Source organism: Mesobacillus subterraneus (assembly GCF_020524355.2).
Classification (GTDB): domain Bacteria; phylum Bacillota; class Bacilli; order Bacillales; family Cytobacillaceae; genus Mesobacillus; species Mesobacillus subterraneus_C.
Genome location: NZ_CP129019.1, coordinates 2,642,585 through 2,662,992 on the forward strand (window position 1 = coordinate 2,642,585; position 20,408 = coordinate 2,662,992).

General features: G+C 40.4%; 24 protein-coding genes and 1 pseudogene. 8 read left to right on the forward strand and 17 right to left on the reverse strand.

Annotation, left to right across the window (positions count from 1 at the left end):
- Positions 1-119 precede the first annotated feature (119 nt).
- The gene (locus tag LC048_RS13790; protein ID WP_226600451.1) at positions 120-1,253 is read left to right on the forward strand and encodes a tyrosine-type recombinase/integrase; all 1,134 of its coding nucleotides are present in this window, start codon (positions 120-122) and stop codon (positions 1,251-1,253) included.
- Between the two features lie 120 nt (positions 1,254-1,373).
- The gene (locus LC048_RS13795) at positions 1,374-2,594 is read left to right on the forward strand and encodes a nucleotidyltransferase (protein WP_226600450.1); all 1,221 of its coding nucleotides are present in this window, start codon (positions 1,374-1,376) and stop codon (positions 2,592-2,594) included.
- 47 nt (positions 2,595-2,641) lie between these two features.
- On the opposite strand, the gene LC048_RS13800 is transcribed toward LC048_RS13795, so the two are convergent.
- A complete protein-coding gene (locus LC048_RS13800) occupies positions 2,642-3,667 on the reverse strand; it encodes a SepM family pheromone-processing serine protease (protein WP_306047947.1) in 1,026 nt (341 codons plus the stop codon).
- Positions 3,664-4,479, reverse strand: coding sequence for a patatin-like phospholipase family protein (locus tag LC048_RS13805; protein ID WP_306047948.1), 816 nt, complete (start codon positions 4,477-4,479; stop codon positions 3,664-3,666). The genes LC048_RS13800 and LC048_RS13805 overlap by 4 nt, the downstream gene beginning before the upstream one ends.
- A 292-nt stretch (positions 4,480-4,771) precedes the next feature.
- Between LC048_RS13805 and ylbJ the strand changes: the two are divergent.
- Positions 4,772-5,996 (forward strand): annotated as a pseudogene (gene ylbJ, locus LC048_RS13810) (sporulation integral membrane protein YlbJ).
- Positions 5,997-6,014: 18 nt separating this feature from the next.
- Here the strand turns inward: ylbJ and coaD are convergent.
- The 4 genes from coaD to LC048_RS13830 form a co-directional block, all read right to left on the reverse strand.
- The gene (gene coaD, locus LC048_RS13815) at positions 6,015-6,509 is read right to left on the reverse strand and encodes a pantetheine-phosphate adenylyltransferase (protein WP_226600446.1); all 495 of its coding nucleotides are present in this window, start codon (positions 6,507-6,509) and stop codon (positions 6,015-6,017) included.
- A complete protein-coding gene (gene rsmD, locus LC048_RS13820) occupies positions 6,510-7,082 on the reverse strand; it encodes a 16S rRNA (guanine(966)-N(2))-methyltransferase RsmD (RefSeq protein WP_226600445.1) in 573 nt (190 codons plus the stop codon).
- Between the two features lie 295 nt (positions 7,083-7,377).
- Positions 7,378-7,905, reverse strand: a complete 528-nt coding sequence (locus LC048_RS13825; RefSeq protein ID WP_306047949.1) for a stalk domain-containing protein — start codon at positions 7,903-7,905, stop codon at positions 7,378-7,380.
- Entirely contained in the window at positions 7,826-8,758 is a 933-nt protein-coding gene (locus LC048_RS13830; RefSeq protein WP_306047950.1) for a hypothetical protein, read from the reverse strand. The genes LC048_RS13825 and LC048_RS13830 overlap by 80 nt, the downstream gene beginning before the upstream one ends.
- A gap of 168 nt (positions 8,759-8,926) precedes the next feature.
- Here LC048_RS13830 and LC048_RS13835 point away from each other — a divergent pair, with 168 nt between their 5' ends.
- Positions 8,927-9,316: a DUF7147 family protein gene (locus LC048_RS13835; RefSeq protein WP_226600443.1), complete on the forward strand. Its 390-nt coding sequence runs from the start codon at positions 8,927-8,929 to the stop codon at positions 9,314-9,316.
- Positions 9,317-9,480: 164 nt separating this feature from the next.
- Here LC048_RS13835 and LC048_RS13840 read toward each other — a convergent pair whose 3' ends face one another.
- From LC048_RS13840 to LC048_RS13855, 4 genes are all read right to left on the reverse strand, one after another.
- Entirely contained in the window at positions 9,481-9,756 is a 276-nt protein-coding gene (locus tag LC048_RS13840; protein ID WP_102262083.1) for a YlbG family protein, read from the reverse strand.
- 166 nt (positions 9,757-9,922) lie between these two features.
- Positions 9,923-10,390 carry a YlbF/YmcA family competence regulator gene (locus tag LC048_RS13845; RefSeq protein WP_371931903.1) on the reverse strand — a complete coding sequence of 156 codons (468 nt, stop codon included), beginning with the start codon at positions 10,388-10,390 and terminating at the stop codon, positions 9,923-9,925.
- A 122-nt stretch (positions 10,391-10,512) separates the two neighbouring features.
- The gene (locus tag LC048_RS13850) at positions 10,513-10,752 is read right to left on the reverse strand and encodes a YlbE-like family protein (RefSeq protein WP_226600441.1); all 240 of its coding nucleotides are present in this window, start codon (positions 10,750-10,752) and stop codon (positions 10,513-10,515) included.
- 14 nt (positions 10,753-10,766) lie between these two features.
- Entirely contained in the window at positions 10,767-11,162 is a 396-nt protein-coding gene (locus tag LC048_RS13855) for a YlbD family protein (RefSeq protein WP_306047951.1), read from the reverse strand.
- Between the two features lie 204 nt (positions 11,163-11,366).
- Between LC048_RS13855 and LC048_RS13860 the strand changes: the two genes are divergently transcribed.
- Together LC048_RS13860 and LC048_RS13865 are read left to right on the forward strand one after the other, a co-directional pair.
- A complete protein-coding gene (locus LC048_RS13860) occupies positions 11,367-11,858 on the forward strand; it encodes a PaaI family thioesterase (RefSeq protein ID WP_226600439.1) in 492 nt (163 codons plus the stop codon).
- Between the two features lie 12 nt (positions 11,859-11,870).
- Positions 11,871-12,227 carry a hypothetical protein gene (locus LC048_RS13865; RefSeq protein ID WP_226600438.1) on the forward strand — a complete coding sequence of 119 codons (357 nt, stop codon included), beginning with the start codon at positions 11,871-11,873 and terminating at the stop codon, positions 12,225-12,227.
- A gap of 106 nt (positions 12,228-12,333) precedes the next feature.
- Here the strand turns inward: LC048_RS13865 and LC048_RS13870 are convergent, their stop codons facing one another.
- Both LC048_RS13870 and LC048_RS13875 read right to left on the reverse strand, forming a co-directional pair.
- On the reverse strand, positions 12,334-13,410 hold the full coding sequence (locus LC048_RS13870; RefSeq protein WP_371932067.1) for a CAP domain-containing protein: 1,077 nt from the start codon (positions 13,408-13,410) through the stop codon (positions 12,334-12,336).
- Between the two features lie 307 nt (positions 13,411-13,717).
- Complete coding sequence (locus LC048_RS13875) at positions 13,718-14,146, reverse strand: CBS domain-containing protein (protein WP_226600436.1); 429 nt, start codon at positions 14,144-14,146, stop codon at positions 13,718-13,720.
- A gap of 237 nt (positions 14,147-14,383) precedes the next feature.
- Here LC048_RS13875 and LC048_RS13880 point away from each other — a divergent pair, with 237 nt between their 5' ends.
- Positions 14,384-14,743 (forward strand): YugN family protein, encoded by a 360-nt coding sequence (locus LC048_RS13880; RefSeq protein ID WP_306047952.1) that lies wholly within the window; start codon positions 14,384-14,386, stop codon positions 14,741-14,743.
- A gap of 226 nt (positions 14,744-14,969) precedes the next feature.
- Here the strand turns inward: LC048_RS13880 and LC048_RS13885 are convergent, their stop codons facing one another.
- Complete coding sequence (locus LC048_RS13885) at positions 14,970-15,329, reverse strand: hypothetical protein (protein WP_226600434.1); 360 nt, start codon at positions 15,327-15,329, stop codon at positions 14,970-14,972.
- A 284-nt stretch (positions 15,330-15,613) separates the two neighbouring features.
- On the opposite strand from LC048_RS13885, the gene ytvI reads away from it, so the two are divergent.
- Positions 15,614-16,672 carry a sporulation integral membrane protein YtvI gene (ytvI, locus tag LC048_RS13890; RefSeq protein WP_226600433.1) on the forward strand — a complete coding sequence of 353 codons (1,059 nt, stop codon included), beginning with the start codon at positions 15,614-15,616 and terminating at the stop codon, positions 16,670-16,672.
- 438 nt (positions 16,673-17,110) lie between these two features.
- On the opposite strand, the gene LC048_RS13895 is transcribed toward ytvI, so the two are convergent.
- From LC048_RS13895 to ctaF, 4 genes are all read right to left on the reverse strand, one after another.
- Positions 17,111-18,289 carry a GNAT family N-acetyltransferase gene (locus LC048_RS13895; RefSeq protein WP_306047953.1) on the reverse strand — a complete coding sequence of 393 codons (1,179 nt, stop codon included), beginning with the start codon at positions 18,287-18,289 and terminating at the stop codon, positions 17,111-17,113.
- 102 nt (positions 18,290-18,391) lie between these two features.
- The gene (locus LC048_RS13900; protein WP_306047954.1) at positions 18,392-18,856 is read right to left on the reverse strand and encodes a DUF420 domain-containing protein; all 465 of its coding nucleotides are present in this window, start codon (positions 18,854-18,856) and stop codon (positions 18,392-18,394) included.
- A gap of 155 nt (positions 18,857-19,011) precedes the next feature.
- Positions 19,012-19,923, reverse strand: coding sequence for a cytochrome c oxidase assembly factor CtaG (gene ctaG / locus LC048_RS13905; RefSeq protein WP_226600430.1), 912 nt, complete (start codon positions 19,921-19,923; stop codon positions 19,012-19,014).
- Between the two features lie 149 nt (positions 19,924-20,072).
- The gene (gene ctaF / locus LC048_RS13910) at positions 20,073-20,408 is read right to left on the reverse strand and encodes a cytochrome c oxidase subunit IVB (protein WP_226600429.1); all 336 of its coding nucleotides are present in this window, start codon (positions 20,406-20,408) and stop codon (positions 20,073-20,075) included.

A 20,408-nucleotide genomic window follows, 5' to 3' on the forward strand; every position in this document is an offset into this window, starting at 1 on the left:
GATTTAAAATTGTAACAATTTGTTCTGCTTTAAATAAGAACATCCGTTCGTGTTTTTATGGTATGATTGTATCACTTCAACTAAGATTTGACAAACATTATTTGGGAGGTACGGAATATATGAAAGGCAGTATAAGAAAAAGAGGAAATTCTTATCAGTATCGCTTCCACATTAGGGATCCAATTACAAATGAACGAACAGAGGTATCAAAGGGTGGCTTTCGTACCAAAAAGGAAGCTCAAGCAGCCCTTACACTTGCCTTAGCAGAAGTCGAAAAAGGAGAGTTTATAAAGTTTGATAAAATGACCTTCCAGGAGCTATCAGAACTGTGGATGGCCAACAAGAAGGGAGAAGTCCGGGAAAGCACAATATATTCTTATAAACGTGCATTAGGAGCCAGAATCATACCTGTGTTCGGCAATAAGGATATTAAGGACATCAAAGCCATGCACATACACAATTTTTACATGCAGCTGAAAGATGCAGGATTATCCAAGAAGTATATAGCTTATGTGGGCACGATCATCGGCTCAATTTTTAAAAAAGCTGTTGAATTGGAATTGCTTCGCGATAATCCGGTAACGAACGTGAAAAAGCCAAAGATGCAGAAACAAAAACAAAAAAGTTGGTCTGTTGAACAAGCTTTAACATTTTTAACTGCGGCCAGAGTCCGAGCTGATTATTACTTGGCATATCACTTAGCATTTTACACTGGAATGAGAATCGGGGAAGTATTGGGGCTGCACTGGTCAGATATAGACTTTGAGAAAAAGAAAATCTATGTCCGTCACAGCTTAACTTTGAAGGAAGGTCAGTATGTCATTGGACCACCGAAAACAGAGTCCTCCGAACGTGTTATTCCAATTACAGACCCTTTAATTGAGGAATTTAACAATCACAGGAAATTCAGCAAGAATACGTCAGATGATTTAGTTTTCAGGACCAAGAAGGGAAAATTAGTTATTCCTTACACACTTCGATATATCATGAAAAAGATATGCCTTGACCTGGATCTACCGTTAATTCGATTCCATGACATAAGAAGGACCCACACCACAATCCTAATGGATAGAGGTATGAGTCCTAAGTTAGTATCGGAACGCTTGGGGCACTCCGATGCGTCTATTGCTCTTAATATTTATACCGATGTATATGATGAACGTCAAGAGGAAGCAAGTAATTTAATGGACGAAATACTCTCCCGTGGTCAAAGTGTGGTCAAAGGCGAAAAGTCGGATGATGAAACCTTGTGATATATATGGTTTTTCCGGATTTATTGTGTAAATTTTTTCTTTACACTATAATTTACTTAATTACTTTAAATTAAACTTCAAGACAATGCAATAACCATCTTAACATGAAGGAGTGCAAGAATGAAAGCAGTTGGCGTCGTTGTTGAATATAATCCTTTCCATAATGGCCATTTATTCCACCTTCAACAGGCAAAAGAACAATCTGGTGCAGATATTTCTATTGCTGCGATGAGTGGAAACTTCCTTCAGCGCGGAGAGCCTGCACTTGTTTCAAAATGGGCAAGGACAAAAATGGCTCTCGAAGCAGGTGTTGACATCGTGTTTGAGCTTCCTTACCGTTTTGCGACACAGCATGCGGAAACTTTTGCAGAAGGGGCGGTATCGATTCTTTCTGCTGCTGGTTGCGATACTCTTTGTTTTGGAAGTGAATCAGGTGATTTGGAGGCCTTTAATAAAACGGTCGTTTTTCTTGATGAGAATAATGAGGTATTCCAGGAAAAAATAAGACAATACACTAGAGAAGGATATAGTTACCCTAAATCAATCGCCCTTAGTTTCCAGTATCTTGCACCAGATGAAAGCTTTATCGATATTTCAAGACCGAATAACATCCTAGGACTTCATTACATACAGGCGGTCATCAGGCAAAAAAGTTCAATGAAAGCCGAAACGATCACTAGAAAAAGTGCAGGTTACCATGATGAGCATTTTGCCTCCGCCACAATAGCCAGCGCTACGAGCATACGCAAAGCCTTATTCGGAACGGCAGGAGAAATAGAGAATATTAAGCAATACGTACCAGAAGCGACTTACGAACAGCTTACAAGCTACAGGAATCAATATGGCGGTTTCCATTCATGGGAAAATTACTGGCCTTTATTGAAGTATAAATTGCTACAAAGCACTCCAGCAGAATTAAGGGGCTTCTATGAAGTAGAAGAAGGACTAGAAAACAGATTACTTGCCGCTGCTGCTTCCTCAGAATCATTCCAACAATTCATGGAAAATATTAAAACAAAGCGTTATACATGGACAAGGCTACAGAGAGTCTGCCTTCATATTTTAACCAATACACGAAAGGAAACCATGAAAACGAGCCGAAGAACTGTGAGTTATTTACGTCTTTTGGGCGCAACAGAAAAGGGACGCTCTTACCTGAACCAAAAGAAAAAAGATTTTAGTCTGCCGCTTGTTGCAAAACTTTCTGCTTTCACTGACCCTGACATCGAATTGGATGTCAAAGCTTCAAGGATTTATGCTCTTGGGCAAACAGGTGACGGGCAGCAAGAACTGCTTGCGGAGGAATTCTCCAGGCCGCCAATCATGTTGAAATACAGCTAGAACTGTTGGTTACATAACTATTAGCAAAAAGAAAAATCAAGCTATTTTCAGCTTGATTTTTCTTTTAGATTCTCCAGATAGGATACAGCTTCATCAAACGTATCCACCGGGACAATTTTCATTTTCGTCTCAATATCTTCAGCGGCGATCACCGCTTCTTCGTAATTCGAACCCTTGGTCCCTTTTTCGAATGGAGCAAAGAAGATTTCAGCCCCCGCTTTATCTGCAGCTACTACTTTTTGCTGGATTCCGCCAATTCTTCCGACTGTTCCATCAGTACTCATTGTTCCTGTTCCGGCAATTTCATACCCTTTTGTCAAATCTTCCTCAATCAATTGATTATAGATTTCCAGTGAGAACATAAGTCCAGCAGATGGTCCACCGATTTCTTCAGATTGGACTGTTACATCTGGCTCAACGTCAATTTCTTTGTCATCGACAAGCTGAATGCCTACTACCGGACGGCCGCTTCCATCATCTAGTGCCTTTAAAGGTATTTTAACTGAATTTGTCTTGCCATTCCGCTGATAGGAAAGCTCGACTGTATCACCTGGTTTTTTTGAACTGACATATTCAATGAACTCTTCAGATGAATTAAATTCATTCTCATCTACCTTAAAAACCAGATCGCCTGGCATAAGTTTGCCTTCAGCCGGCATCCCTTCCATTATCCTTAACACATAAACTCCCTTGTAGGTGTAAGTAACTTGTTTACCCGCTTTTTTATAGGCCACCTCTATTGCTGATGTTTTCGAATTATCCATCATGTGCAGCTGCCGGATATTGTATTCTTCATCTGACTCATTATCCGCCCTGATATCTTCTACAGGATAGATTTCCTGATATTTGCTCAGCTTTGCAATGATGTAGGCATATATATTCGCTCTGCCCATCCTGACTGTCGTAAGCATGAAGCTTCCTTCCTCATCGTAGCCGTCTTCAACCTCTACAATCGGTTCCAGCTCCTTAGCCATACCCGGTTTGGTAACATAGTAAGGCAAGTAATAAAAAGCGGTGGCTATTAATAATATAGCTGCCAATATAGACAGAGCTATAGACTTTTTTCTGCTCATTCTGATTGAGGCTCCTTCCATTGTTCAATGCACTTTTTTATCTTATCCATGTGTTTTTTTGCTTCTTCTTCTCCAATAGCAATGATTTCATCTATGTTAGTAAATGCTTTGGAGTTAAACATTTCGACCGGAGTCCTGAGCATTACATCGGAAGCGACCTCTCGATTTGAGACCAGCTCCATTTGCATGATATCGATACTCTGCATGATCACATCGAAAATGGATGTAACATCCTCGTTCTTCTTCACGCTGGATACATCAACCGCAATAACGATATCCGCTCCCATCTCCTTAGCAACAGAAACAGGAATCCGGTCAACAACTCCTCCATCGACGAACAACCTTCCATCCAGCTTTTCCGGAACAAAAATACCCGGAATCGCGATGCTGGCTCTAACAGCTTCCGCCACAGGTCCTTTTTTAAAGACTACCTTCTCCCCTGACATCAAGTCTGTCGCAACAATGCCAATCGGGATATCCAGTTCCTCGATCATTTTTCCATGGGTAAAAATCCTGATAAGTTCTTTCACCCTTTTCCCAGCGATAAATCCCATCTTTGGGACTGTAAAATCAAGATAATATTTCCTTTTGAACACACGCGACAGTTTATAGAGACGATCAACGTCAAGGCCAGCACCATAAAATGATGCTACCAGTGCCCCCATGCTGCTCCCGGCAATCAAATCGATCGGGATGCCTTCATCTCTTAAAACTTTTATGACACCCAGATGGGCAAATCCCCTTGCTCCACCTGACCCTAGAGCTAAACCTATCTTTGGGCTTGCCAAAGCTTTTTCCTCCCTTAAAACCATGATTTTTTCGGGTAAAAGCTAAACTTGGTCTAATTTGAAGTTCAGCGAGTATATTGATTTATATGAGGACAAGGCTGACAACTAATCATTGTTTATGTATTTTTTCAAATCAAAAAGGATCAGCTGAATGGAATTGAAATTAACCAAGCACTTCCAGATATATGGCTAACTGGAGTGAAAGGTACATAGAATCGGAAGATATATGGAAAATAACACCTCTGGTAAGTTTCTTTCTATTTTACCATTGATTTAAAAAAGTTTCACAGCAAGACCGCAGGAAGGAGGATATTAGGTGATTAAATCCAGAATAAAAACAATTTTCCTTGCAGCCTCCGTCACTTTACTGGCTGCTTCACTCATTTCTTTTCCCCAGCAATCCTTTGATGCTTCGATTAGAGGCTTGAATATGTGGTGGGAAATTGTCTTTCCCTCACTCCTTCCTTTTTTCATCGTTTCAGAAATGCTGATTGGATTCGGTGTCGTGCGTTTTATTGGTGTTTTATTGGAACCCTTGATGAGGCCACTGTTCAGGGTACCGGGTGTTGGCGGTTTTGTCTGGGCAATGGGTATGGCTTCCGGCTTCCCAGCAGGAGCAAAGCTGACGGCACGAATGCGCCAGGAAGGGCAGCTGTCAAAAATCGAAGCAGAACGGCTTGTATCGTTTACTAATTCCTCTAACCCTCTATTCATTTTTGGTGCTGTGTCGGTTGGGTTCTTTTATAATGTTCAACTTGGTGTTATTCTGGCCCTTGCCCATTACCTTGGAAACATAAGCGTTGGATTGATTATGAGGTTCTATGGAAGAAGTGAGGAAAATGCGACAAAGGAAAAAGAACGGAACCTGACGATCAGGGATGCGTTTGCCGCTTTGCACAGGACAAGGTTAAAGGACAATCGTCCGGTCGGAAAACTGCTGGGCGACTCTGTTATGTCTTCCATACAGACCTTGTTGATGATTGGCGGGTTCATTATCTTATTCTCCGTTATTAACAAACTATTATTCCATCTTCACATCACCGCATTCCTGGCTGAATTCCTTGAAATTTTGCTAATGATGCTCGGCATGACAGAAAGCTTGAGCTTGCCATTCATTTCAGGACTTTTCGAAATTACTCTCGGCAGCCAGATGACCAGCCAGATCCAGGATGCTACGCTGATGCATCAGGCTGTAATAACCAGCTTTATCCTTGCCTTCAGCGGTTTTAGTGTCCAGGCTCAGGTTGCCAGCATTCTTGCCCAGACAGACATCCGCTTTCAGCCTTTCTTTTTTTGCAAGAATCATTCACGGCATCTTTGCAGCATTCTTTGCTTTCATTTTATGGAAGCCGGTTTATGTACGTTTTTTTGAAGATGGGCAGCCATCCAATGCTTTGCCGGTGATGGAATATCTTACTTCGGAAGGCAGCCGCCTCGCAGCAGCGCATAACATCCTCACCACTGCAGGGCCGCTAATTACAATCGGCAGTTTGCTTATTTATGTATGGTTACTTGGAAATCGAATATTAAAAGAAAAATAACGGGCAAATTTCTGCCCGTTATTTCTCTTTTTCATTATGGAATTTTTCAAGTAAAGCCTCTTCAACTTCGGGCGGAACTAATTCAGAGATATTCCCATCATACTTTGCAACCTCTTTTACAATACTTGAACTCAAGAATGAATACTGGTTGTTTGTCATAATAAAGAAAGTCTCTATTTTATCACTCAACACTCTGTTCATTGATGTAATCTGCATTTCATACTCAAAATCTGAAACAGCCCGCAAGCCCCTGATAATCGCATCCGCCTTGACGCTTTCTGCATAATCAACCAACAATCCCTGGAAGGAGTCCACCTTTACATTCGGGATGCTCTTAGTCACTTTTTCAATAAGTTCAATTCTTTCTTCTACAGAAAACAATGGTTGCTTTGAAGAATTATTCAAAACCACTACATAAAGTTCATCGAATACCTTTGCTGCTCTTGTGATGATATCCAAATGTCCCAATGTAACCGGGTCGAAACTGCCCGGACACACAGCCACTCTTGCCACTTATACTTCCTCCTCATCAACTGCATCAACTTTATAAAGAGTAATTCCTATAATTCCATATTTTTCGTTTCTTGTCTGTACTAGTCCTCCAACCTTTTCTGGCAGAGTGATATCAGAAGCATGCTCACAGACAATCAGACCATCATGATGAACAAGGCTCTCCTTATTGATCGTTTCCAACAGCTTGACCAGCTGTTGTTTTTTATAGGGCGGGTCCAGGAATATATAATCGAAAGTTAAGTCTCTTTTTTGAATTGCTTTCAACGCCCTGACAGCGTCATTTCGGTATACTTCTGCCTTTTCTTCCAACCCGCATGACTTTAGGTTTTCATTAATGACATGTATCGCCTTGCCTTCTCGATCGACAAAAATGACTTTATCCAGACCTCTGCTAAGAGCTTCGATCCCAAGACCACCGCTTCCAGAGAATAAATCCAAGCCCAGTCCTTCTGTAAAATAAGGGCCAATCATATTGAACAGTGCTTCCTTCACTTTATCAGTGGTAGGTCTTGTGGAAGTTCCGGGTACCGCTTTCAAAACACGGCCCTTTAAATCACCTGATACAACTCTCATGTTATGTACTCCTCAATCTTGTAGCTTTTTTACTATGTAAATTACTACCTTATCCTACCACACATATAAAAAATTAACCAAATAAGTGTATATCCCTTCCTAATGTGGAAATAATGATGATTAACAACATCAATTTGAGGATGTTGTTGCCAACCGCGGAGAAGACTTACGTTTCCCCATAAGTTCTTCCTCCGGTTTCTCCTCTCCCTTTGCCTTCTATCCTTTGAAGGGATATAGAAGGACCCTGCAGAAACTGCAGGGCTTTTTTTTTTGCCTATTATAGGTTTTATAAAACCTATAAACCAAGAGTGATCGATTCCTCACTTTCCGAAACCCGCACTTTAAAAATTGCATTGATCCAATGCTTTTCTATATACAAATCCCCATTCAGGTTCTGGAATGGGCTCTCAAGAAGCCCAAAGGTTTGGCCTCCATGAATGAATGTTTTATTCTTTACGTTAAAGTAATAAGTATTGTTTGCAGATGAAATTTCCAGTGTTGATGAATCAGGTCCTATTGTAGTTTTATAGCCTAAAGCATTCATAGTAGGCACTAAAGGAAACAGGTATTGATCTCCTTTAATGACAGCTGCTAGTTCTTCTTTTTCATCTTCATTCACTATTACGCTTCTTGCGTCTTTAAAAAGTAATGGGGAAATCCCTGACCTATTTTGGCTGTTCATCGAAAAGAAGTCCGATTTCATCCCTTTGATTGAAGACAAATACCCATCAAGCGAGTTGCCATTAAGGTGACCTTGTTTGGAAGAGAAGCTGATAAAGGCAGCTATTTCTTGTGAAGTCAAATTTTTTTTCCAACTCTTCAACCATTGCCCTGCTCTTTTCATTTTCTGGTTCCTGCTTTGTTACCATTGAAGCCAATGCCTCAAGAATCCACTCTTCTGTTCCAAACTTCGAAGACAAAAATGCCACTGCCAAGTCTTGTTCAAACTCTTTATCAGTCAACTCGTTCCCTGCCAACAGGAGGCCGTTACCCCGGACAGTCCTTTTTCCATCGATGATCACTACAGCTAGGTGGTTGTCAGAGAAAGTCTCTAGACTGTCAAATTTGTATATAACCTGATCCTTTTTAGCTGTATAATAGTCGATTCCCTTTTGCCCTGTTAGTTTGATAAGGGGCTTCTCTTGCCAATATAGCGAAGGAGATGAATTCTCTCCTTCAAAAACATAATAGTGCAGCGACTCCGTTTGCTTATAGCCTTTCAAAGGGAGTCCGGCGGACCATGTACCCCTTTTAAAATATTGGTCTGCTAACTGGATTCTCGTCTTTTTGATTGTTGCATCCTTCAGAATAATCATCCAATCATTCAATAGCATCGAAAGTCCGGGGCCAGATGTTAATGTGAATTCAAAATGCATCTTATCCCCTTTAGGCTTATTTTCTTCATGGCATGTATTCCCCTCTGCATCTGTGCATTTAACCTCTATAGCCTGTGACGGGATGACTGCCTGATATTGCTGGTTAATATCGAGGTTATCAAATGTCTGCTTTACTTGAATCCCATCCTGTTCCACCTTCACCGTTACAATGAGAGATATATCTCCCTCCCGTTTAGCTGGTATGTCGTTATTTTGTTGAAAAGCGCTCCATTGCCAAATGACAGCTGCGCAAATAATCATGAATAATCCTGTGGTCAACAGGAAAGAAACATTCTTCATTGAAATACTCTCCAATCTCTCTACTAATATAAAATAGCAAATACAAAGCTCGAGAGTAAGATAAATTATTAAAAATTTATAGAAAAAATCGAGTCTGACAAACGCTTCAAATTCTTGACCACAAATGGTAAAGTATGATGGAAGATAAGTTGGAAGGGGTAATTCAGATTGATTCAACGTTTTATCGAGCTTGGAGAAGGATATTCAGATCTTTACGAATTGATAGAAACCGCCAGGGCAAATGAGCATCGATTGATGCACTTGATGGCAATCCATACAAAAATAAATGAAAAGGATGTAACTTCCCTTGTCGTTGTGCTAAAGCCGACACACCCCGGGAAATTTCAGGCGTTATATGTTAGCAGGGAGGGTATTCCAAACCCTCATATGCTTAAGAACAAACGATACGACATGTTTGTTGAATTAGCTTCCGAACTAGACAAAACGATCATAGAGTTTGATGCGAAACCATCAACAATGTTCGCCGAGAAAGAATTGTACTATCAGCACCTTATTGGAATTTTAAGGCTGAACCACTATATTCCGCCTCTACAATAGACTCATAGGAAAAGAACAAAAAGTACAAGCGCCTCGAGGAGCTAGGCGCTGGAGCTAGACACTAATCTAAGTGTAAAAAGTCTATAATTACTGATATAAAAATCAAAAAAGGTGAGGGTTCCCCCTCACCTTTTTCTGTTGACTAATGCGAAGCCAGCACAGTTCTATATCCCCATCTTGTAATCATATTCTTTTGCTTTATCAGGGGAAGAGTTTTCGAATTCCATCTTTAAAAATGGTTTATAGGAAGGTTCCACCTTTTTAACAAACGAATATGAACTGATTTTTTCCATCAGTGCTTCTGCCTCATCGAGATTACAGTATATGACTGCATATTTCAATTTCTTCGAGACAAAATGAACATTTCCAAATCTTCTGAGCATCTTGGCTTGCTTTAATGAATACAGCCAGACGATGATTCCCTGTCTCTGTCCTATCATATTCTTTTCCCCTTCGGTAAACGTTTGCTTTGTACTAGTCTAGCACACAAAAACCAGTTTTTTCAATAATCAATCCCATTAATCCAGTCTAAAATCATCATTGGGCTCAAACAATGCTAAAATCAAAAGAAAAAAGCATGGGATCCCCATGCTTTCTGTCGTTGACCTAGGCAGAGCACCCACAGCTTCCTCCGCTTCCGCAACCGCCTCCGCAAGAGCTTTCGAAGAATGGATTTCCGGTAGGAACCTTTACGCTCTCTGAGACGGATCTGCCGATGATCACACTAACCTCATCAAGCAGGCTCTGTAAGTCATTTTCTGCCTTTTTGAATTCGGCAATAACCTCATCCATGTCCAGCTCTCTTTTGACAATCCTAATTTTCCCCATGACTTCCTTGTAGTCAGGATGGTACTTTCCGAAACGCTGAACCTCTTCATATCGTTCCTTCAAGTCCACAAATTCACGAACCTTCCTTTGTGTCTCAGGATTATTTTTAACATTATATAAACATTCCCGATAATACTCGGCAATATCAGATTCTAAAATCATGCTGACTAACTGTTCAGCTTCTTCCAACAATAATACTCTTTCTGACGTAACAGCAAGCAATGCTGGCTCACCTCCGAACCTCATTTTACCATGAAACTGCCAGAAAAGCTAAATTTTCGAGAGGGCATCATCTGAAAGCCCTGGCACGCCTGCATAGTCCCCCTTCAAAAAAACAGCAAAGCTTTCTTCATCAGAAGAAAGCTTTGTCATGATTGCGAATTCATGCTTGAGAACATATGCATCATCATCGATGCCATCTGGACATTGTTGGAGAACTTTTGAACCTTATGCGGGATCGTTTTTTCAAAATGGTGCAACGCGGCGATCTGCGCAGAATAAATGTCCCTTGGGTCCCTGCTCAGTTTCCTGTACCAGTGTGGCTGGGCTCGGACGAACTCTATCAACTCTTTATTATTTCGTAATTGCTCCATGACATCTTTACGCATTGTTAGCCTCCATTCTAATCCTGTCTGAAGGAGAAAGGATGTGCAGGACCTGAACTATTAGGTGTCTGTTGTCCCCCTTTACTTCCCTGGAATTGTGAAAGGACTCCCTGGATTGCCCCGAGTGCCTGGCTTATGTTATGGATTTGTCCTTGAACCTGTTCGGGATCCATATTTTTAACAGCACCCATGATTGTCCCAATCCAATCGGTTTTCTTTTCTTCACTTTCTTCGTCCTTTTCATGATTGCTCTTGTTATTCCATTTGGGGTCATCCTCACCAAGCAAGTACCAATCTTCGTACATCTCCTGCCAGGTTGTGTTTCCCTTTCTGACTTCCTGCACGAGCTCTGGGTGAGCTTTCACGAAATCCTTGAACTTTTCAACAGAGGGATGGAGTTTCTTTTTGACCATAGCTTTCACCTCACAGTGTAACAAATGCCTATAATAGCATATGAAAATCATCATGATTGGTGAAGGATTTCAGAAGTCAACCTTGTGCTTTAAAAGAGCCAAAGTGTTAAAATATAAAACAGATTATAAGATGGCTTTTTTACTATAATGATAAATCATTCGAAATCATACGAATGGAGCCATTCAGAAAGAGGTAATAGTATAGTGGAAAAAGAATTGCAGCAGCTTTTAGACGAATGCATCTCGTTATCAGGAGAGCATGAACTTGAGGACCTGAAAACGGTACTTTCAGGAATGAAAAATAAATTTAGCGGAAAAAACAGCACGTATATTGACGGCCTCCTGCATATGGATAGAAGACTCGATCATGAGACTTGTGAAATTGATATTCCGATTACAAATGTACTCGATAATACCCTTGGCATAGTGCATGGCGGTTTTACTGCCACAATACTCGACACGGCTATGGGAACACTTGCGAATAAGCTGCTGCCAGAAGGTTACGCGGCTGTCACGTCACAGATTAACATCCATTATCTTGCGCCAGGGATCGGCGACAACCTTCATTGTAAAGCCACGCTGATCCATAAAGGAAGAAGTACTGTTGTCCTTGAAGCGAATGTATTCAGGTCAGACGGCAGAAAGATCGCTCACTCTTCCGGAAGTTTCTTTGTTGTCAAAAAACAGCATAAATAAGGGTGATCATGGATGGTTACAGCAATTGCGATTCCGATTGTCCTTGCGTATTTTTATTGGTTGACTAAAAAAGAAATGCATGCCAATTTTCAGGAATGGATCAAACTGGAGGACATTCCTGAAGAAGCGGTCGTGAGCGGAAAAATCATTGAGGTTACTGAATATAAAGAGCGGTTTTATTACCATCGGTATAATCATGTAACAGTGCTGAGGGTCAACACTGGCTTCAAAGAGATAACCGTAAAAAAAGTGACTCCATTAAGGAAAGGTTCATTTCCACATCGATTCAAAGCAGGGGAAATTGTTCATCTATACGGCAACTGGAAGCAAGGTTACTTTTCAATCAATCGGACAGTAAGAAAAGCGTAATTCTCAAAGTGAAAACTACGCTTGCTATCATGAAAACAGAACGAAGGAGCATGACCTTGCGGACATGCTCCTTCGCTGTAAATAATGTATAAATGTAAAATAGCAATTACTGTTGTTGCTCCCACATTTTCAAGAAGTTCTGGGTATAATGCATCTGATACACACCAACTCCAAGATGCGAAAACTCTTCATTCAATAATGCCTCACGATGGGTTTCACTATTCAGCCATCCCTCGACAACTGCTGGTCCATCTGTATAATTAGCTGCGATATTTTCCCCAGCCACCTGATACAAAATCTCCGCTGTATTTAGCCTCTCCGATAAATCTCCGAACTTTTCCGACTCATGCGAAAAATAATCTTCAATTGCCATATCCTTGCTATGGGCATATGCGACTTCTGCCGTTTTTTCATCCCACTCCAGCGTTGGCAGTTCATGTCTTAATCTGATTGCGTTAGTAATGTCCAGGATCTGTTTTTCTAGACCTGCTTCAATTCTGACCCAATCTCCCTCAGATAATACAGTCGGTTCTAACAGAGTTCCCCTGTACACCATTTCATACGGACGCTGTTTGATGATCGTTTCTTTGTCCATATACCTGATGCTTGAGACAGTACTAGTGAATTTATCAATATAAAGCTGAACAAAATATTCACCCATTTTTATAATGGGTCGTGTGTTCATATCCTGCTCAGAAAGCTCAAATTTGTATGAGCTTCCATTATACTCAAACGTAACATCAGGCTCAATCACGTTCATTGAAAAGATTTCTTCGATTGGCTGTCCAGTTTTAAAAGGTTGAATATTTACTGAAGCGCCAATCCCGAAAGCGGTCACAACCTTTCCGTTCAATACACCAGCCTGGATATATTGGTCAAGGTCATTGTTATAAATCCACCAATGGAAGCCATATGCTGATAGGTCAACCCTGGATGGTTCACCTAATGCAGCCTTAAGAGAATCAATATCCTTACCTAACAAGGAACCAACTCCCTGTGCAGGCTGGTCAATGCCCTCACTAATATTTTTCTCATCGATATCCTTATCGAGGGATTCATCCTCTTTAGGGGCGGTCTTCTGTTCAATTACCAGTTCCTCAGTATCTTCCTTATTAAATCCCATGTATAAACCAATCAGTAAAAAAAAGCTGGCAAAAACTAAAATCCTAAAAATAGTTCGCAGGTAGATCCCCCCTTCTTTGGCAAACCACATTGATGTGAGTCAAAAGACACTATTCTCTCTATCACTATATGAGTGATTTTTTGAAATTATTATATCATTTATAGAGTTCTTTTTAATAGAAGTGTTCTTTCCGACTCAAAAAAAAACATATTTATTAATATGATTGCCCTATTTCTCGTGGTTCCTTGGTAACTTAGTATTAACATAAGGCCTGCTTAATGTAAAATCAAACAACAACTCTTACATAAGGTGCAAACATTTGTAGGAGGATTGATGACAAAAAGGCACCCAATATGAGTGCCTTTGACTATTGCATGCGGCTTCCAGGTTCTGAGATTTCTGATAGAGCATGTTGTGCTTGTTCGTCTGTCATTTCATTTACAGCAAAGTCCCCAAGCGCTACGATTCCTACTAATTTATCCCCTTCAACTATGGGCAGCCTTCTTATTTGATGTTCTGCCATAAGCCTGGTTGCATCTTTAGTGGACATACCCGGTGTCGCTGTAACCAGGTGGCCACTCATTACCGTTTCAACCTTAGAAGACGGTGGATGTTTTTCTGCTATCCCTCTAATGACAATATCCCGGTCAGTGATCATACCTACGAGCTTACCATTGTCAACGATAGGGATTGATCCAACATTCCATTCTTTCATTTTGACTGCTACTTCAAATACATTATCCAATAAAGTACATGTTTCCACATCGCTAGTCATGATATCACGGATTTTACGCACTTTCATTTCCTCCTTATATCAAAGCTTTGCTGCTCAAAGTTAGGGTTACCCCGAATATCCTATTTATGCCTTTAAATATTTCTTATTCATCAGTTGCCCTTTGCAAGCAGTCCAATTGGAAGAAGACAAAATCGCTTTTATATTCATTGCAACTTTATCATATTTTTACTATTATTAAATTTGAGATATAATCTATTTTAGGCGATATTACTGCAGTGTGTTTTAGGAGGGAATAGGATGAAATTCGAAAATACAGGTATTGAAAACTTGAAGGCCGACTTGAACCGTCTTGATGAGGTTATGTTAGAGCACGTCCTAGTCCGTGAGGGTCAATGGGACTATGAGCGAGTAACTTATGACAAAAAGATTGTGGTTAAAGAAGGGACATTTTATTTACGTGTCCAGGGCTATGTTCATGAAGGTGACGTCGGAGCACACAAAGCGATCATTCAGTTGATGACTCCATTGCTGGGCAAACATTATTATCCGCATGGCGTTGAATATGGTGAAGGTGAGCAATTCCCTAAAGCAATTGTCAGCCAGTGCGAAAAGTTATTAAACGATGTGAAAGCAGAAGCAGAGAAATTTGCACTTTAATTCGAAAAGCGCAAGTGCCTTGTTCAGCGCTGACCGCCTGTAACGCCACGTCCTGTGGCTGGCGGTTCTAGCACATCGTTTTTCTCTGTGCTCCGACTCGTGAAGTATTTTTTTGAATTTCATTGGTCGGACCGAACCTAAAAAGCGACTCGAGGGGCTAGACGCTGGAGCTGGACATTTCTCGAAACGAATCTTTTTACTTTTTTATTTCATTAAAAAGACGCATTCAATGCGTCTTTTTTACATTAATGCCGCTAATAATAACATCAATCGCTTTCGGTAAAAAGGAAGTAAAAAGCACAATCTCCTCCTCTATGTTTTTCTGAAGTTCTGTGGCATTTTCAAGGATCGAGTACTCTCCAATACAAATGTCTACAAATACTTTTATTTTCACGTACCCCCGATCAAACTCAACCATTACTCCATTGTCAGCAAATGCATTTCTTCGTCGCAATCGTGAAATCCTGGTTTTATACCTCGATAGTTGAAAAAAGACATTTTCATTTATGTTGGCATGAACAATTGCACAGACTGCCCGGCATACCTCTCTAATTTGCTGAGGCATGACATCTCCTGACTTCTTCATTGCCTCACCCCTAAAATTAAGGTCCGATACCTGATGTTCTCAAATATTGATAGAGTTGGAATAGCGATCTACCATTGCTAAAGTGAGTCCGTCAGCATAAAAATCAACAAAGTTTATAAAAAGACGTGGGTTATAGCTGATTTTTGTTGTTTCTTATATTAAATGCGTACTATAATTTAAGTGTTAAGGAATTTTTTGCGCTTTCTGAGATATAAGGCTTAAGTGCCCTTAATAAATGCTTTTTATAGGTATATACTCTCCAAGAGTATAGAAAGGAGCTTCACTTGTCCGGTATTTTTACTAAACGTACAATCATGATTGCATTAATCACCATCGCCATCACAACAATTCTTTACATTATCCTTCCGGTTTCCATCCCGTTGATTGCTGCTTTGATTACCGCCCTTTTTCTCGAGCCTGCAGTGGTTTACTTCCAGAAAAAATTTAAGATTGGGCGGCGCCTGGCAGTATTGGCAATTTTCCTCCTGTTTGTATTGCTCATAGTTATTTCAGGGTATTTCCTGACTACAACAGCAGTCACCGAGGCAATTGACTTGATTGATAATACTCCAGTCTATATAAATGAAATTACGAATGCATGGTATAAGGCGGAAAATAGGTTTGTGGAAGCAGCCAATGACCTACCCAGGGAAGTTGTAACCGAAATCAGCAACCGGGCAGAGGACTTTCTCAATAAACTTAAGAATGACATGATTGCATTTATCAATATAGATAATTTGAAGGCATTGCTGACCTACATCCCGAATTTTCTGATCAGCTTCCTTGTCTATTTGATTGCCCTGTTTCTTTTCTTGCTTGAGCTCCCATCCTTGAGGCAAGGTGTATACAGCCATTTAACTGAGAGAACAGCAGATAAAGTACATTTCATGACATCCCGCCTGTCTTATGTTGTGTTTGGATTTTTGAAAGCACAATTTTTGGTGAGTGTCATTATTTTTATCGTAGCCCTGATTGGGTTGCTTTTCATTACTCCGGAGTATGCAATTGTTATGGCGGCGATCATCTGGCTGATTGATTTTATCCCGCTGATAGGTTCAATTGTCATATTGGCTCCCTGGTCAATCTTCCATCTGGCAACAGGTAATATAGCCCTAGGAAGCCAGCTGGCCGTCCTGGCGGTTATTTTGCTGATTATCAGGCGTACGGTCGAGCCTAAGGTAATGGGCAGCCATATAGGCCTGTCTCCACTATCTACACTGATTGCCATGTATCTTGGACTGAAGCTATTCGGCTTCATGGGATTTGTCATCGGACCATTGCTCTTGATTGGATTCAATTCAGCCAAAGAAGCTGGCATAATTAAATTGAAATTCAAAATTTAAATCTAGAAAAGCGTAAGCGCCTTGTCCAGCCCTGACAAGCGCTGGAGGGCCTGACAGTGAAGTCGTTCTTTGACTTCATTGGCGACCGAAGCGACTCGAGGAGTTAGGAACCGCAGCTAGACTTGCGTCTCGAAGGGCTAGGCGCTGGAGTTAGACACGAATCTATGTGCAAAAAATTTATACTTTCTAATAAACTAAACGAAACCCGGATGAACTAGCATCCGGGTTTTGTTTTTATTAAATTTTATGCTCTTTTAAACTAGGCTGTTGATTTTCGTTCCAGGCGCTTCGCTTTCCGAGGGGGCTGGCGATGAGCCTCCTCGTCGCTTCGTTCCTGCGGGGGCTCATTTTGACCAGCTAAGCCTGCAGGAGTCTACGCGCCTTCCACTACAATCAACAGGACTATAAAACAACAATGGGGTTTAATAGAGCCAAATTTTAAAAGAAATCATAAAAGAATGGCTTAAATGCTGGCATTGCATGCTCCAGCTCCGCGACTTCACTGATGTCTCCCTTTAGCAGTTCTAGCTCGAATAATTCAAGAGTACGTTTATAGCCGAATAACATGGCCGTTAAACTGTTGATGTTCAAATGCAGTCCGCGCTTTGGAGCAGATACACAGGTACTTTCCTCTTTCACAGGATGAAATTTGACCCCTTCCTGCCCAATTATATATGTCCCTGTATTCCACGGGGCAACAGCATCCTCCAAATGAAGAAACACCTTTTTATCATCAGTAGTGGTGTTGAAGGGATAGCTGGCTAATGCTTTTTCAGCATTCACAATTCTGCCCATGAAATATGGATAAATTTCCGTTTTGAGCTTAGGCTCCTTTAAAAAATATGGGAATGGATCATGGACTGATAACAGTACTTCCACTCGATCTGCCATTGAATCATGCTGGCAGATGAAATTCCACAGTGCTTTCCTCGCTTCATGGGTTAGAGAAACGTATTCCTCAACCTTCATAACATTATCTTTAATCTCGTATAAAATGTAGCCTAAGGCTTCATTTTTAGAATCATAATAAACTGCAGCTGTTTGTTCACCGTATATAGTAGTGCGCCACCATTCCGAATCTCTTGCTAACATCGCGCTATGCATGGCTGCATATTCCTCATAGACTCTTTCAATATCCAATGAGTGATTCTTCTCTGTATGTCTTTTAATGGTTCCTGGTTGTCTATCTACAGGTTTTAAATCTATTTTTTCAATAGTGATCTTCCTATTGTCTGAAATAATCTCCCAGCCAAACCTTCTATAGAAATCGATCTGGAATGGATGAAGGAAAGAAACAATATTCCCACTGTGATCCATATCCTTTAGTGCATGTTTCATTAAGGCATTCACATGGACTTTTCGTCTGTGCTCAGGATATGTAGCGACTCCAGCTATACCTCCCATTTTCCAATCCTTTTGCCCCAGCTTCACATTCAAAGATAGAATATGCAATTTGGAAGCAAGCTCTTCTCCTTCAAAGATCCCTAGCAGCCGATGTTTCTTAAGGGTCTCCAACCTTTTAGGAACATCACTTTCAGGCACTTTATACTGAAACGCGTACATTGATAGATTCATTGAATCCAGATAATGTTCTTCTGACAAAACTTTAATATCCAAGTAAATTCAACCTCCTTTATACAACCTAATACATTCGTTTCTTAAAGCGGAAATACCTTCATTAAATAAAAAACATTGCTATATGCAATGTTTTTAAGTCCGCTATGTTCCAAGTATGACCTTGATGACTGAAGTTGTTTCTCCGCCTTTATAGAATACGTATAGAAGCAGGTAAACGGCAACTCCCGTGATACCTGTAAAGAACCAGACTACACTGGTGACAGGACCAAGTTTACGATGACGCTCTAATCTGTTCTTATATCCTGTGTATAGCGAGATAATTCCAAGGACAGCACCAATAGTAGCAAGTGTGATATGAAAAATTAAGAATATCGTATAGTAAATCTTGATATCATCAGGTCCACCAAATGATGTATTTCCAATGAAAATCGTCCTTGATGCATAAATCACAAAGAATATGATGGCGAATATACCAGCCAGTGTCATAGTCTTGCGATGTTTTTCAATCTTTCTTTGTTTTATTTGGGCCCAGCCAATTGCCACAGTGATCGCACTTAACACAATAAATGTAGTGCTGATTGTCGGCAGGATCGGTAAGTTAGACATATATGTACCTCTCAATCATTATTTCTCCATAAAGTTAATTGTAGGTGACCTGTCTCTTTTTTTTCAATATTTGATTGTCGTTATCTAATAATTTTTTTGTTGGAATGAAAATCATAAAAATAAAAGCTTCCCAGCAAGGAAGCTTTTAATCATTATTACTTAATTGGCTGTGGAGCGCTCGCAAGATTGATCGCATCTTGTTCAGCCTGATGATCCTCTTCATTTCTAAACCATTGGAAGAACGCATATCCAAGGAAGATGCCATAGACGATTTCCTGAATGACCTTCATGATTACTCCTCCTAGCTGCTGATCATGCAGAAGTGAAATAGAACTGAAGGTTTCAGGACCGCTTAGATTCAGGTTCGATAGCATCGTTGGCGGTACACATAATTTCAAAGCTTCTCCCCATGCATTCGGGTCGGAAAAAGTAGCGTACATGGGTGTATCAGCAAAAATGATTAAAGCGCAAGCAGGTGTGATTAGTACACCGTCAGCAAAGATATACCCCATCTTTTTAACACCGGATAATGTCTGATACTCTTCCAACTTATTGACTAGAGGCCACCACATGAACATCGCGAGAATAAATAGGATCGATGTGTAACCTGCATGCAGCCACATATCCGTTTTTACAAAGTCAAAAATCAGTGGTATATGGTAAATAGAGAATATTCCATTAAACATGATCAAGGCAATTAGCGGCTTCGTAAAAAAGCGAAACAATGGATCGACTACCGGAAGTGATAAAAACGATCTCCAAAGCCAATCAGGCAAGCCAAAAATCAATAAAGGAGGTACGACAAGGTAAAGTACTGCCATTTGAATCATATGCATATAAAAGGTTATATGAGCCATCAGATCCACAGGCGAGCCTTTAACGCTATACAGCACAATGATAGCAGACGTAAAATAAATAGCCTGCTTTCGTGTTGCTGGAACACCTTGCTTGAAACGATGATAATATTTGAAAACAATTAGATAATAAACAACTAATAAAGCTGCCATTACCAGGAAAAATACTGGACTCCATAGTGCTCTGAATCCAAATATATCTAGAGTAAGCATTGTAATTCACCCCGTCCTGTTTTAGAACTTTACTTTCATTATACTTCCAAAGGTATGGTACTTCAATAAAACGGCACTGCCATTAAATGTTAGTATACTTCCTTACATAGAAAAAATCGGCTAATAGCCGATTTTTTCTTTAAGTCATATTACCACCAGATAATTGTTGTAAATGCCAGGATTGTTACAGCACCTATAACGACTCCAGAATAAAGGAACAATGCTGGTGCTTCATGTCCTTTGTGGCTCATGTGCATGAAATAGTATAGCTGGAAGATTACCTGGATCACAGCAAGGAGAAGAATGAATGGGACTGTAAACCAGCCTGAAAATCCTTCATATCCTACTGCAACGAAAGCAACAAGAGTCAAGAAAATCATCAATGCAAAGGAAACGATTTGGTATCTCATCTCTTCGGCGCTTTTCTTGCGACGATATTCGACGTCTACTCTTGGGTTACCTGAACTTGGTTGTTGATTAGCCAT

What these genes read in the sequence shown, in the direction of transcription:
- LC048_RS13855 (WP_306047951.1), bottom strand. Translation starts at nt 11,162, where the DNA reads ATGGTCAAAAAGAAACTCCATCCCTCTGTTGAAAAGTTCAAGGATTTC.
- LC048_RS13840 (WP_102262083.1), bottom strand. Translation starts at nt 9,756, where the DNA reads ATGATAGGACAGAGACAGGGAATCATCGTCTGGCTGTATTCATTAAAG.
- LC048_RS13880 (WP_306047952.1), top strand. Translation starts at nt 14,384, where the DNA reads ATGAAATTCGAAAATACAGGTATTGAAAACTTGAAGGCCGACTTGAAC.
- LC048_RS13790 (WP_226600451.1), top strand. Translation starts at nt 120, where the DNA reads ATGAAAGGCAGTATAAGAAAAAGAGGAAATTCTTATCAGTATCGCTTC.
- LC048_RS13845 (WP_371931903.1), bottom strand. Translation starts at nt 10,390, where the DNA reads ATGAGGTTCGGAGGTGAGCCAGCATTGCTTGCTGTTACGTCAGAAAGA.
- LC048_RS13885 (WP_226600434.1), bottom strand. Translation starts at nt 15,329, where the DNA reads ATGAAGAAGTCAGGAGATGTCATGCCTCAGCAAATTAGAGAGGTATGC.
- ctaF (WP_226600429.1), bottom strand. Translation starts at nt 20,408, where the DNA reads ATGGCTAATCAACAACCAAGTTCAGGTAACCCAAGAGTAGACGTCGAA.
- LC048_RS13795 (WP_226600450.1), top strand. Translation starts at nt 1,374, where the DNA reads ATGAAAGCAGTTGGCGTCGTTGTTGAATATAATCCTTTCCATAATGGC.
- ctaG (WP_226600430.1), bottom strand. Translation starts at nt 19,923, where the DNA reads ATGCTTACTCTAGATATATTTGGATTCAGAGCACTATGGAGTCCAGTA.
- LC048_RS13850 (WP_226600441.1), bottom strand. Translation starts at nt 10,752, where the DNA reads ATGCGTAAAGATGTCATGGAGCAATTACGAAATAATAAAGAGTTGATA.
- LC048_RS13900 (WP_306047954.1), bottom strand. Translation starts at nt 18,856, where the DNA reads ATGTCTAACTTACCGATCCTGCCGACAATCAGCACTACATTTATTGTG.
- LC048_RS13800 (WP_306047947.1), bottom strand. Translation starts at nt 3,667, where the DNA reads ATGAGCAGAAAAAAGTCTATAGCTCTGTCTATATTGGCAGCTATATTA.
- rsmD (WP_226600445.1), bottom strand. Translation starts at nt 7,082, where the DNA reads ATGAGAGTTGTATCAGGTGATTTAAAGGGCCGTGTTTTGAAAGCGGTA.
- LC048_RS13865 (WP_226600438.1), top strand. Translation starts at nt 11,871, where the DNA reads ATGGTTACAGCAATTGCGATTCCGATTGTCCTTGCGTATTTTTATTGG.
- LC048_RS13830 (WP_306047950.1), bottom strand. Translation starts at nt 8,758, where the DNA reads ATGAAGAATGTTTCTTTCCTGTTGACCACAGGATTATTCATGATTATT.
- LC048_RS13805 (WP_306047948.1), bottom strand. Translation starts at nt 4,479, where the DNA reads ATGGTTTTAAGGGAGGAAAAAGCTTTGGCAAGCCCAAAGATAGGTTTA.